Raw genomic sequence first — 14,017 nt, forward strand, 5'->3', positions numbered from 1 at the left:
TCATTTTGACGTTTATATTTCATATTTAAAAAATTCATCAACTTACTCTTCCCAACAATGGCTTAAAATAGATCCTTTCTTGAATTTCAGGGTACTGATAAAATACCCTGAAATATTCTTAATTTTTTTTAACTAATTTGCAGTGTAAACTGGTGCATTTTTTAGCATATATGCAAAAAGATTGATAAGAACTTTTTGAACATTATCCATTGCTTCGCTATTATAACCAAATTTATCTCCTATAATAAAGGCGCTCCCTGAAAGATCTATATATCCTGTATTTCTTTTAGCGCCAGAGCTTGATATTAAAAATTCAGATCCTCTATTTGATGTTATATAAGCTGCATCATCTCCCTGGTACCTTACTGATAATCCGTCTGTAAGTGCATAAGGAGCATCATAAGGAGCCGTTCTACTAAATAATTGCGGATAACTGGCCGTATTGGTTAGCTGGCTTGCAACAGCCGATCCTTTTTCAAGGTAATATCCCAGATTATCACAAATAACATTAACATTTGGTGTATCATTCATTGTGATAAAGAAACCTTTTCCTGCTTTGTTCCATTGCTCAATAAGACTGGACACAGAACTACTCAGTGAAACTTCGCCACCAACATAGACTATTGAAGCAGTATTAAGAGAATCCTGAAGAGCTGCCGGACCAATAGTAGCACTCAATTCAACAAGGTCAATACCAGCTGTACCCGAATAATAAAGAGCTGAATGCGCTGGAGATATATCATTATAATTGTAAATTGTCTCCCCCTTTAACCATTGGCCGGTTTTCGTAGATGCCGAAGCTTCACTATAAAAAGTTGTTGGTTTTAATGTAGAATTATATTTTCCTGGAAAGTACACAATTTTCATTCTAGCTCCTGATCTTGCCAAAAAGGACACCTTTATATTTCCGCATGTAGTGCCAGCTGGTCCTCCATTTTTCGTAGGGGCAATTGTTATTAAGGCAGGATAAGAGCCCGAGGTATTGGCAGGAGATCCGGATACAGGAACTAATGTTACCGTCTGTGATCCTAAACCTGTAAAACTTCCTGTAGCGGCAAATGTAACCCCATTTACAAGACATGTATAATTATAATCCCCCAAAGCCGTTACTTTAACGGGAACATTTATTTTCACCACCTGGTTACTCACAGTACTTTCTGTCATATAAACCCCTGATACTTTTATAGCGCTACAATCAGAAAATTCTGCCATTCCTGTTTTTTTGCCGGAAAGCACCCAGCTCGAACCATCCCAAAAATATATACCTTTATCCAAAGCTTCCCCGGTATTGTATACCAATAAGCCCGCGGGCTGATTTGAAACATTATTGTCTCCGTCGGGATTCAGATCCATCGTTGCAGAAGTCAGGTTAAGTCTTGGTATGAGAATCCCCTGATCGGTAGAAGCAATCTCAAGTCTTGAATAGGGATTGGGAGATGCTGTTCCTATTCCTACCACTCCATTATCTTTAGCTACGAATTCCGTTCCTGCATTTCTGGCAGATATTCCATCTGATTTTGTTCTTAATTTTGTCATAGTATTAGCAGCATCATTGCTCCAAACTCCATTATTAGTGTTACTTGCTGAAAAGCCTGTCCACGCAATACCATTCCAATAATAAAATCCCCTGGTAAAACTCCCCGCATCCGCTACAAGATATACCAATTGTCCGTTCACAGTACCGTTGGTGGCAAGATCTGTAACCCGGGGCACGAGCACTCCATCGGTAGCAGTCACCGCACCTGGTGCAGATCCTGTATGATTTCTGGCTCTAATATCTAGAGTTGCTTCAGGTGAAGGAGTATTGATCCCCACCTGACCGAAAGTGAGTCCTGAGAATACAAGTGTTGAAAGCATAACTGCTTTTTTAATATCCAATATTTTTTTCATCTTTATTTTAATTTATATTCTTTTTATTTTTGTGAACCTTTAATAACAGGAGTTCCATTTTAGATTTTCCCCATTTTGCAGGGAAGAAGATCCCTTCCAAACATATAGTATAATGCTGCTCTGATAAGGTGATTCTGTTTTAAATAACATTTCATGTGAAACAAGATGCTTTAATGTCTAATCATATCCGTCTATGCCTTGTAAGTGAGAGTCAAAACAGATATGAATACTATTTGCAGCGACAGGTATAGTTGCATTTATTCCAAGCCTATGGCATAGAAAAAACGAAAGGCGATGCTTTGCCCGGAACTATCCATCTGAATATTGTTTGTGTTTTTATTGGCAAAGATGTAACAGGCTGAAAAATAATTACCCTTAAATTCCCTTATTAATAATAAAACACCCCTCAAAACCCCTCGTCTTGCAGAATTTATGTGTATTACTAAGACAATTCATGAAAATTTAAAAGTTCAGTGTCAAAAAAATCCGGTCATTCTAATAACCGGTCCCTGCCTCATTTAGCCCATAAATAGTTTATTTATATCCCGATTAGTAATCCTCTCAATTAAATGTAAATAACTTTGAAAGCAAAACCGGATATTATTGTTATTAGAAGTACACTATAGATTAAAAAAAGTATAACAATAAATATCCGGTTTATATACATCAGAACCCACTTTATTGAAAGAAGCAATAATCCAATCGCTACTTTCCACATTAATCATTCAAAAAAATCAAACAGTGTAAGATCTGCTTTCACTACTACCTTATGGGGTACTCTTACCATATTTTTTATGGATAACAGAAGCAGTTCCGGTACCAGAATTGTTAACAATAAATAAGTTATCATATTGACTGTCACTAATACTCACATGGGTGGATGTATTGTTACTGAGCGCCTTTACAATTTCCGGAACGGTATCGGAGTGTCCGACTATAACAACTATTTTGCCACGGTTTGAAAGAAGAACATTCTCCGCAAATTTTTTAACAGGCTGATAAGCATCATATTCTGTAATAGTTATCCCCTTATCATCAGCTAAAGGAACAGCTGTTTGCCGGGTACGTTTGAATGCGGTAGTATAAATGGTATTAACATCAACTTCTTTCAACAGGTTTTTCAGTTCTTCTGCTCTAAGTTTACCCTCGCTGCTAAGATTAGGATCAGAACCTGCATTTTCTTTTTCAGCATGCCGTATTACAATACACATTGTTTCACTACTGCTAACGGATGCTGGTATCTGTATAATATTGTCAGCCCGATCCGTTGCAGCCAGTAAAGCAGACTGATCTTCCTGACCGAGGCTTTTTTCACAGCTTGTAAAAGATATTAATAGTAGATTTAAAATAATTGTTAATTTTTTCATGACAAATAATTTTATATGTTTTTTTTAAATAAAAGCTAATTTTATGATGGAGATCTAATATTCCAACCTTTCCAAAAATAATTCAGAAGCTATTAAAACCGGGTAAGGCTAAACTAAATAACCCTAATTGCGCATGAAAAGCGATCACCATTACCCGGTACATCATCATTACTTTATATTAATTTATTTCCCTTCAGTTCATTTTACGTATAGATTTAAATTTCATAAGCAGACCAGTTTTTTTTAACCGGCTAGTTTGATTTGCAAAAATTTAAAAAGCACTCTATCCGCTAATTTTTATTATAAGCCAGTGACAAAACAGATTTTATTTTTTGAATTATTTGGCAAAATTGGAAATAATAAAAGTCATGTTACTCTTAAAATCCCTCAATCACATTAAAAAAACCCCTCAATACCACTCACTGGGTATTAATCTGTGAAGATTTTGGATTTTGAATGATTAGATATAAGAAAACATATTGTACGCTATAGTGTAAAAGCTCTTATGGAAATGTAATATACTGAGCTAAGAAGCTATTGGGAAGAGAATAAGAGCTATTTATTCCACGGACTAATCCCGGAACAAAAAAGCTGTATTACTTTGAAAGATGGCCAGAAAGCCAGCTACGGTTAAAAAATTTCTTTTTAGGAAAGACAATAGAGATATCAGCTGCATCATTATAATACTACAGCCCTCATCTTCTATTACCTATACACTCTATTGAACATTTTATAAGCTATCTACCCAAATATATAAATCTTGTGTACCAGACAGGTTGAATTTCTTTCTTATCCGATACTTTTTAGATTCCACAGACTTTATCGTGGAGTTTGTTATCTGCGCGATCTCATTGGTTGTATAATTCAATTTTATTAAAGATAAGATTTCCAGATCTGCAGCACTGGCATTTTCCAGTTTTTTTAGTTTCATATAAAAGATTGGGAATAGAGCCTGAAAGTGAATTAAGAATCCTTTATAATCTTCATAAAGCTCGGATTTCAATAGATTAATATCTTCAATGCTTACACTATCACGTCCTGAAATCTGATCTTCATTACCATTTTTCCCATACCTATACTCATATTCATACCAATCCAGCATCCTCTTTTTTCTCATTATAAATATTATATCTACAACAAAAAAAAGAAAGAACAGGATAACCGCCATAGTAAACAGAGCAGTATATTGTTTCTGAGTAACCAACATTCCGGAATGGAACCAATCCGTAAAGATATTCAAACCCGCCCCTACAATAATAAATAAGAATAACGTGCAGATTTTAAATAGATCCTTTTTGAAATCAAAAATAAAAATTATGGCCAAAATAATATTTACATAAAAAATATTACAATACCTGAGCCTCCTATTCAGTCCAAAATAACATACAATAAAAATAAGAAGGAGTATACATATATACTGGACTGATGTTTTCTTATAAAAATCAAAAAAAGTAATAAACGAGAAAAACAACATTAATAATGTCAATAGTGCTATTGACATAAAATTTACGACTATAAAAATATTAGCCATAATAAAACAAAACAGAGCTATTTGTATTACAATAAGATAATTCTTTATAAGCTTATTCCTGGCAATGGATAAATCATAAGATTGCTGCATTTTGATTAAAATTAATTATTTGTTTATTTTATCATTACATTCCAAACATTGGTCTCTATTATTTGTACAATTGTTACAATTTACAATCAAATTTTACAAAATTTCAAATACAATAATAAAAAATCTAACAATACCATACAAAAGAAAGTATATCTGTAACTTTTGAATAGAAGAAAGAATATGACAATTTAACTGCCTTATTATTAGCTTGTATAAAATCGACAAAAAGGGTGAATGTACTTCAGCCATTCACCCTTTTATATTTTGTCAGGTTATCAAATGATGCTTTAAATAGTTAATTTTTACCAAACAAAGCCTTTTTAAGAGCCAGCGCACCCTGTTCCGTAGAAAACTTCACAGCTTCTATATGATCCAATGGATTTAATAAGCCGTAGTCATGGATAAATCCATTATACGTCTGAATGGTGGTAGGAACTCCCGCTTCATCCAACTTCCTCGCATAGGCTAATCCTTCATCAAAAAGAATGTCGTTTTCCGCCAATTGAACCAGCGCAGGAGGAAGGTCTTTCAGCTGATCTGTGGTAGCGCTGAAAGGAGTTGCATAATACTCTTTTCTTTTTTCAGTATCCGGCAAATAATTATCCCACATCCACTTCATCAAAGGAGCGGTCAGGAATCGTCCTTCACCATATTTTTGCCAGGAATCACGTGAGAAATCAGCATCTGTCACAGGCCACAGCAGCAATTGGAACTTAATGCGCGGACCTCCTTTGTCTTTTGCCATCAGGCAAATTACAGCAGTCATATTTCCACCGACACTGTTTCCTGCAACAGCCAGATTGGAACCATCCACTCCTATTTCCTTTCCATGTTCAGCTACCCACTTTGTAGCAGCGTATATCTGATTGATGGCAACCGGATATTGTGCTTCAGGAGATGGTGTATAATCTGTAAAAACAGCTGCCGCACCACTATTTACGACCAAATCCCTTACCAATCTTCTATGGGTAGGATAATCGCCCAGTACCCAGCCGCCACCGTGGGTAAACATAAATACCGGAAGATTCTCAGAAGCGGCATTTGCAGGTTTTATGATATGGATATTTACCGTAATTCCATCCTGTGTTATCTCCCTTTCCGTTTCAGTGATGCCGGAATAGTCGACCTCAACTGATTTTTGTGCATCTACCAGTACCTGCCTTGCTTCCTGCGGTGTCAGGGTTTCTAATGGTTTTCCGCCGCTATTATTGAGCGCATCTAAAAATTCTCTGATCTGAACCAGAATTTGCGGGTCTTTTTCACCCTGAACTGATTGTGACATAATTAAGATTTTAATGATTAATGTATAAGTGGAATAATAAGCTTTAAAAAAGTTATTTGAATTTATAGTTTCTCAAGCTGTCTCATAACAACTTTAGCCATTTCTTTTGAGCTGAATGGGTTTTGCCCTGTAATAAGATGACCATCTACGACAACATTGGAAGTCATAGGTATAAAGGCTTTCTTCAGATCAGCACCACGCTCTCTAATGGCAGCCTCCAGATTGAAAGGCACTTCATTTTTTCGCCTTGCAAGGGTTTCTTCAAACCAGTCAAAACCGATCATTGACCTTCCTTTGATCAGATACGCTCCATTGGAAAGTCTCACATTCAGCAATCCGCCGACACCATGACAAATAGCAGCCACCATTTTCCCGCTTTCATATTGCTTTTTGATCATCTGCTGCATAGCCATATCATCAGGAAAATCATACATCGTCCCATGTCCGCCAGCCAGATAAATCAGATCATATTGCTGATCGGCAACTTCTGACAATCGGCAACTGTTATTCAATAATTCACGAAAAGAGATGTCGTTCCAGTATATGGTGGAAATTCTGTCGAGTGTAAAATATCTGAGGCTTTCCGGATCTACCGGCACATGACCACCGCCGGGACTTGCAATGGTTATATCATATCCTTTTTCTTTTGCTGCATGGTAGATATGCGTAAGCTCACTCAGCCATAAACCGGTCTTCAGGTGTCCATTGGCATATATACCTACATTGGTTACGATAATCAGGATCTTTAAAGCGCTCATATCAATACTGTTTTGTACTTCAAAGTTCGGGAGAAACACTAAAAACAGAGTAGCTGAATCAAGGAAAATTGTAACCCAATCTCTGAATGTTCCAATATTATTTTACTTGCGACCTTGCCAAATCTTCAATGTATGGCTGATATTAAAAGCTTTAATGAAAAGAGGCCCTGAATTCTAATGGTGAAACAGAGGTACGGCTTTTAAACAGACGGTGAAAAGACTGCGGATGTTCAAAGCCCAGATGGTAAGCAATTTCAGAAACTGACATTTCCGTAGTGGAGAGCATCTCTTTAGCCTTATCGATCAACCGGCTCTGGATATGCTGCTGTGTAGTCTGCCCCGTCTGTACCCGAAGCATATCACTCAGGTAATTGGCACTCAAATTCAATTGCTCGGCGATAAAGTGAACGGTAGGAATACCATTGAGGATTAGTTTATCATTATTAAAATAATCATCCAGCAAATATTCCAGCTTTGAAAGTAAATCGTTATTGACTTTTTTTCTGGTCAGGAACTGACGGTTATAAAAACGGTCACAATACTTCAATAAGAGATCAAGATTAGAGACCAGCAGATCCTGTGTAAAGGAATCCATATTGGCATCGATTTCCTGACCTATATTGTTTATAATATCCATAATGGATTTTTCTTCCTTTTCGGAAAGATGTAATGCTTCATTCGTTGCATAGGAAAAGTATCCGTAACTCTTAACCTTTGATGCCAAAGGATAGCTTTGAAAAAAATCGGGATGAACCACCAAAACAAATCCTTTTACCCCGTTCAGAAGTATATCTTCAAACTGCAGTACCTGATGCGGGGCAATAAAATACATGATCCCATCATCAAAATCATAATACTGCTGGCCGTACCTGCACTTTCCTCCGGCACAATCCTTCTTCAGGGCAACAACATAAAAGTCAGTTATTATCGCGCTGAGAATGGTTTCCGGTTCCAGTTTCACATCATCAAAACTGAAAACACTGATCAGTGGATTTGACGGTCTTTTCAATCCCAGGGCCTGATGCATCGCGCTTATTGATGAAATTTTTATCGGCGTTTTCATAAGTTGATTTTCAGATTTATACATTTTTTATAAACCACATAGGGACATAGCCTTATGGGTTAGTAAAACGCTAAAATATTCATTGACCAAAGTCTTCTGTAAGACTACTTGTAATCAATTCTAAGGTAGCGATTTTATTTTTTCCCTGAAAGCTGCTCATTTTTGATCTGCCCAATTCCCTGTTTGTAGGTGGTCACCTGAAACTCAGGAAATCTTTTTCTGAACCTGGAATCGTCAAATATATTATCGTATTCATATCTTGGAAGCAGCTCCAGCAGTTCTTTTACCCGTTGATTAAATAATGCGCCTATCATAAAGAAAAATTTAGGAACAACCGAATATTTCAGATCTTTGCCATAAATTCCGGAAGCTATTCTGATAAACTCCTGATACGTAGGATGACTTTTATCAACCGGAAGATGCCAGGTCTGCCCGAAAGCATCAGGTGTATTTCCGATCAGTGCGGTTGCCCGGCTGGCATCAGGAGTCCAGATCAGACTTCTTTTCTTATGAGCACTCAAAGGAACCTTCAGCTTTTTGCCTTCCTTTATGTTGTTAAAGACCAATGTATTGGTAATGCTCTGGGTCTTACCCGGTCCGTAAAATTCAGGGGCACGGCAGATAACCGCTTCCAGCTCACCAGACTGCATTTCTTTCAGAATCATTTCTGCCATTTCTCTTCTTACCTTCCCTTTTCTGCCTACCGGAGCAAATATTGTATTTTCAGTCAGGGCACGGTCATCTTGCGGATACATATAAGTATTGTCAAAGAACACCAGTTTCGTTCCATTCATCTTACAGGCATCGATCACATTACGGAGAATAAGCGGAAACTGCTTCTCCCAGAGGTCAGAACTGATCGGAAGACCTAATGTGAAATAGGCGATCTCACTGCCTTTTACAGCTTCAACAGCCTTTTCACGGATTGACAAATCCGCTGAGAACACTTCGTCCGTATCATTTACTTTTCGGGCATCTCTGCTGACAATACGAATATCTGAAGTAAAATTTCTTTTTAGCTCTTTTGCAAGCTCTTCGCCAATCTGTCCATTGGCTCCTAATATTGTTTGCATATTATTTTATTTTTAAATGATCGACCATTAAAAAACTCTAAATTTCTTAATCCCTTAATCTCTTAATTCACAAGGTTTACATTACCTTTTTCAGCCAGTGCATTTTTTTATCCGTATAAGGCGGATACTTCCAGTCCGGCTCCCCCCAGTTCGCTTTTTCAATTACTGATTTCTGGTGCGAAAACGTAAGAAAGCCGAATTCTCCATGATAATTCCCGATCCCTGAGTTCCCTATTCCTCCAAAAGGCAGAGAGTCACTGGTAATGTGCATCAGGGTGTCATTGATACATCCTCCGCCAAAAGAAACCTCTCTTAAAAGCTGTTCTTTTTCTTCTTCATTTTTTGTAAACAGATATGCTGCCAGCGGTTTCTCTCCATCTATTATTTTACATAGCATATCATTGTAATCCGTATAGGAAATAACAGGAAAAACGGGGCCAAAAATTTCTTCCTGCATCACAGGATCTTCCCAGGTCACATTATCCATGATCGTTGGCTCTATGTAAAGTGTGTGAGCATTATATTTTCCACCATATACTATTTTAGGCTCATCAATAAGGCCAAGGACACGGTCAAAGTTTCTTCTGTTAATAATACTTGTGTAATGTTCCGCACCATCTGAATAATTGATCTCATCCAGTTTCTCTTTCATCAGCTGTAAGAGTTTGGGTTTCACCGATTCTTCTACCAGCAGGTAATCCGGAGCAATACAGGTTTGTCCGCCATTCAAAAATTTCCCCCAGACAAGGCGTTTGACGGCAACTTCCAGATCCGCAGTTTCAGTAACGATCGCAGGAGATTTACCTCCAAGTTCCAGGGTAACCGGAACCAGGTTCTTTGCAGCTGCTTCATAGACGATCTTTCCTACTTTAGGGCTTCCTGTGAAAAATATCTTATCAAAACGGAGGCTCAGAAGTTCTGTTGTTTCAGGAATACCACCTTCCACTACGTACAGATAATTCCACGGAAAATTGCTGTTGATAAGCTCTGCCAAAAGATGCATGGTATTTTCAGGCAGTTCACTGGGCTTTACAATACAGGTATTTCCCGCTGCAATGGCACTTACCATGGGGCTCAGTGTCAGCTGGTAGGGATAGTTCCAGGCACCGATGATTAAAGTTACTCCCAATGGATCATAGTGAATATGGCTTTTTCCGGGCTGCAGGTTGAGTGCTGTTTTTACCTTTTTAGGTTTGCTGAGCTTATCCAGATTCTTCAGGAAAAAATCTATTTCATTGTACACCAGATTCAATTCAGTGAGAAAGGTATCAAATTTTCCTTTGCGGAAATCTTTATAAATCGCTTCGTAAAGTCTTTCCTCATTCGATTGTAAAAGGTTCTTCAGCTTCAACAAGGTTTCCTTCCGAAAAGCAATATCCTTTGTTTGATGAGAATTAAAAAATTCTTTTTGTGACCGAAATATCGTAGCGAAATCCATTTTTTTATCTTTAAAAGGTTGAAGCTATTATTTTTTTGTGTCCTCTACCCAATCAGGGGTGTACAGTGCTGCCTGAAATTCAGGCTGGTAATCGTAGCGGATCAGTTTTCCCAGATCCAATGATTTGATAAATGCAGATAGCGGGCCATTGGTAAGCTGAAGCTGAAGATCTTCTTTCTTTTTACTGCTTGCTTTTTTCAGCGCTCTTACATCTGTGTAACCATGTGTCAGTTTTCCTTTTGCATCCAGATTGATAAAATTGGAACGAACAATCTCAGGCTTAGTATCTGCGACATCGAGTTTTTTCCCCTGGATTGAAAAATCCATTTTTCCGGATTCATCGTAGAAATTAAAGGTCATTGAATTTCCTTTATCATCGTAAGTAATCGGAATCAGCCATTTCGGCAAATTGTAGCCCACTACTCCACGTACCCTTGCCAGCTCCGTATCTACCGGAAGTTTCAGAACATATCCCCAAAGATTTTTATTCTTCACTTCACCCATCAAAGAAAATATCCCCCAGTTTCCCGAATTGGGCTTAGTCGTTACAATAGAAACGGATAATTCATTGTACGAATCGTTGTCACAATAATGATAAGCATAGGCTGTAATCGCTACCAATCCACGCCCGGGAGTAATAGAGATAGGTTTTACAACATCACGGACTTCTTCCGGAATCAGCGTTTTCAACGTTTTCATATCAGCCGTATAAATAGCTGTAATGCTGCTGTTGCTGTAATAAAAGTTTGGCGAATAGGTTGTAAATCCTACCTCTTTTTTCTGTTTCTGAATAGTTTTGAACCAGCTCAGGTCAATCTCCGGAGCCTCGTTTTCAATAACTGACAAAGGCGGGTTTGAACGAAACCTATCGTAAAGCCCGTCTTTTAAAACAGGAACTTTATGACCTGCAAGGTCAATTACTGACTGATCAGGTTTGATCGTATCCATTATAATGTGATTTTTATTGTTTGCAGTTGTTATATCGGAACCCAATAAATGCTGACCTGTAAAAGAACTCCCACCAACCGCTGCCATTCCATTGAAATAAACAGCAAGACCGGCAGCTGTAACTAATATTTTAAATGTATTCATATTCTGTTGTTTTGTACGACAAAGTTCAGAAGAATACGGATGATCAAAGTATCTCAATTAAGGTAAGTTGTAACAGAATCTCTGTTTTGGATTTTGGAGGTTCTTCACCGGCTCATGATGACAAAATGCGACTTCTGGTAAAATCAGAGGAGAATGAATTTGTTGGCGTGACTGACGACAAAGCCTGGAAGCATGTGGATGATATCAAATCTACAACAATAAAGGCCAAAGTATTTCAGATGACGGTAGAGATTGTATCGGGAATTAAGATTCCGGTTTCTGAAATTTTTCCACTACAAATGCACGAATAAATGGAAAAATTCGTGCATTTACGGCTATAAATAAAGCGTTTATTTTATGTTTACTTAAGCTAATTTAGTTCCTGATTAGCCTTCTGAATAAAATCATCCCACTGTTTGTTCAGATATTCTACGGCCTGTTTCTTTTCATTTTCATTCAAAGAGGAATAACTGACTGAATTGAAAACCAGTTTTTTCAAAGCTTTTACATCCAGATCCCAATACACAAAAGCCATCCAGAAATCATAGCTAAGACCTTCGTATCCATAGACGGAAGGGTCATCACTGCTAATAGAACATTGTATTCCGTTACTTAACAAAACTCGTGCGGGATGATTCCTCAGGTCACTGACATATCCTAAGATCTGATTGCTGATAGGGCTTACCTCAACCAATTTATTCTGTTTTCTGATCAGTTCCATTGTTTTGGGAAAATAGATCAGATTCAGACCGTGACCGATCCTTTGATTGTTCAGTAACGCAATATCCAGGACATTTTTATTAAAGACAGAATTGCTTTCACCGGCATGAAGAAAAAGAGGCATTTCCACCCCGTATTTTTTAGAAAGCTCATTCAGTTTCACCCAATTTCCCTGGAAATAATTAATACTGTTTCCGGCTGCCTCATCTGCAACAAGATCAAAACCGGAAATCATATCCGGGAATTCTTTTTTGAGTCCAAAAGCGGCCTCAAGCTGCTTTTCAATCTCTTTCTGATCATAAAACTTAAAGCTTGAATAAATTAATTTCAGAGTGAACCGGGGATTGGATCGATGCATTTGCTTAATAATATCCTGCAAATCAGTAATCGCAGTCTTTAATGGGTACTTCCCATGCTGAAAATCATAAAGCTCTTCAAAGATAAATCTGATTTCCACATGCTGTACTTTATCTTTCGCCAGATCCTGGAAGCCTTTTAAGTAATAGTCCTTGAAAAAAGGGCGATAAGGCAATAACAGATTAATACGCTTAAAACGCTTCTCAAATTCAGTCCAATAGTCGGTGTAAGTGCAAAGGTTGTCCCGCTTCAGGGTAAGAAGTTCCTGTAATTCTTTTTCAAATCCAGGATTGGAGATCAGCTTCTGATCAAGGCTGACGAATCCTTTTGGAACTTTTCCTTTTTCAAAAAAAGCCAGCTGCCCGAAAATGAATGAGTCATTATCCTTCTGATCGTAGACATAGCATTCTTTATATTTTCTTGCCGCTGCAATTATCCATTTCACATCTGTTACCCCTCCACTGTGAGTATGTAATAACCCTCCTTTAGGCATTGACCGAATGACTTCAAACAATTTACTGCTTTCTATCATCGGCTTTATTTCACTGAAAGAGCGGTTATATAAAGGGATCTTTTGTTTTTCCGCATCAGTAATGAATTGCTTCCGTAACCCGAACATTTTTTTATCCAATGCCTGTTCAGCATCAGATAATCTGATATCAGCATCAAAAGCCAGCGCTTCATTTTCCTTTTCCAGTACTGTCCAGTTCTTTTGATAATCAGAATTCTGAATGCCATTATTCTGACAGTTAAACCATGGGGATCCTAAAAGCAATATATAAGTAAGGTATTTTCTCATCGTCATATGGGTCTTTTACACGAACTCAAACAGTTCGTGGGTAAATTATTTTCAAAAATATAATTAATTTTCTGGTAAAAGAACAGCAAATCTAAGAAGATCACAGATACACAGATAAATTCCTTTGTTTTTCAGCAAATAAAATAAAACTTTTGTTGAAAATATTATTCTTACCACACTTTAATTCAACAATTTCATTGTATACCATACTTTTATGCAAACAATATTCACATTCTTATGAGCCTGTTTAAATTTAATGGCTAATCATTTTGTCTCATTAATTTAACGCTTTATTTTTTTATTTTCCCGCTGATTTTGCTGATTCATCAGATCATTATTCGTAAATCAAATCAGCAAGAAATAATATTTTAATACAAATTTAAACAGGCTCTATGACTCTAATTAAAAACAGAACCCTGTTTGCGCATAAAATAAGCAAAAAGTCTACAAAAACAATAGACTTTTATTATTAACCTTTATTCACAACAAAAGAAAGATCTCCTGTACTATCTTTTCTTTTTCTACAAAACATAATAAAATACTGATATACAATATAT

Annotated in this window: 11 protein-coding genes; 1 reads left to right on the forward strand and 10 read right to left on the reverse strand. The window is 37.1% G+C overall.

What is annotated here, in order from left to right; genetic code table 11:
• Positions 1–132: 132 nt before the first annotated feature.
• The 9 genes from AC4IF5_RS03085 to AC4IF5_RS03125 all read right to left on the reverse strand — a co-directional run bounded on the left by AC4IF5_RS03085 (position 133) and on the right by AC4IF5_RS03125 (position 11,584).
• Positions 133–1,890, reverse strand: coding sequence for a phage tail-like protein (locus AC4IF5_RS03085; protein WP_490731574.1), 1,758 nt, complete (start codon positions 1,888–1,890; stop codon positions 133–135).
• Between the two features lie 767 nt (positions 1,891–2,657).
• A complete protein-coding gene (locus AC4IF5_RS03090; RefSeq protein ID WP_490731576.1) occupies positions 2,658–3,257 on the reverse strand; it encodes a phosphoglycerate mutase family protein in 600 nt (199 codons plus the stop codon).
• A gap of 730 nt (positions 3,258–3,987) precedes the next feature.
• A complete protein-coding gene (locus AC4IF5_RS03095; protein WP_490731578.1) occupies positions 3,988–4,374 on the reverse strand; it encodes a helix-turn-helix transcriptional regulator in 387 nt (128 codons plus the stop codon).
• Between the two features lie 799 nt (positions 4,375–5,173).
• Positions 5,174–6,160: an alpha/beta hydrolase gene (locus AC4IF5_RS03100; RefSeq protein ID WP_490731580.1), complete on the reverse strand. Its 987-nt coding sequence runs from the start codon at positions 6,158–6,160 to the stop codon at positions 5,174–5,176.
• Between the two features lie 62 nt (positions 6,161–6,222).
• The gene (locus tag AC4IF5_RS03105) at positions 6,223–6,918 is read right to left on the reverse strand and encodes a type 1 glutamine amidotransferase domain-containing protein (RefSeq protein WP_490731582.1); all 696 of its coding nucleotides are present in this window, start codon (positions 6,916–6,918) and stop codon (positions 6,223–6,225) included.
• A 151-nt stretch (positions 6,919–7,069) separates the two neighbouring features.
• On the reverse strand, positions 7,070–7,981 hold the full coding sequence (locus AC4IF5_RS03110) for a helix-turn-helix domain-containing protein (protein WP_490731583.1): 912 nt from the start codon (positions 7,979–7,981) through the stop codon (positions 7,070–7,072).
• A gap of 134 nt (positions 7,982–8,115) precedes the next feature.
• A complete protein-coding gene (locus tag AC4IF5_RS03115; protein ID WP_490731585.1) occupies positions 8,116–9,054 on the reverse strand; it encodes an NAD-dependent epimerase/dehydratase family protein in 939 nt (312 codons plus the stop codon).
• Between the two features lie 76 nt (positions 9,055–9,130).
• A complete protein-coding gene (locus AC4IF5_RS03120; protein WP_490731587.1) occupies positions 9,131–10,492 on the reverse strand; it encodes an aldehyde dehydrogenase family protein in 1,362 nt (453 codons plus the stop codon).
• A gap of 27 nt (positions 10,493–10,519) precedes the next feature.
• Entirely contained in the window at positions 10,520–11,584 is a 1,065-nt protein-coding gene (locus AC4IF5_RS03125) for an acetoacetate decarboxylase (ADC) (RefSeq protein ID WP_490731589.1), read from the reverse strand.
• On the opposite strand from AC4IF5_RS03125, the gene AC4IF5_RS03130 reads away from it, so the two are divergent.
• Positions 11,575–11,895 carry a hypothetical protein gene (locus AC4IF5_RS03130; protein WP_490731591.1) on the forward strand — a complete coding sequence of 107 codons (321 nt, stop codon included), beginning with the start codon at positions 11,575–11,577 and terminating at the stop codon, positions 11,893–11,895. The two genes, AC4IF5_RS03125 and AC4IF5_RS03130, sit on opposite strands and share 10 nt — an antisense overlap.
• Before the next feature lie 59 nt (positions 11,896–11,954).
• On the opposite strand, the gene AC4IF5_RS03135 is transcribed toward AC4IF5_RS03130, so the two are convergent.
• Complete coding sequence (locus AC4IF5_RS03135) at positions 11,955–13,460, reverse strand: amidohydrolase family protein (protein WP_490731593.1); 1,506 nt, start codon at positions 13,458–13,460, stop codon at positions 11,955–11,957.
• Between the last annotated feature and the right edge of the window lie 557 nt (positions 13,461–14,017).

The organism is Chryseobacterium sp. UF-290 (assembly GCF_058245615.1).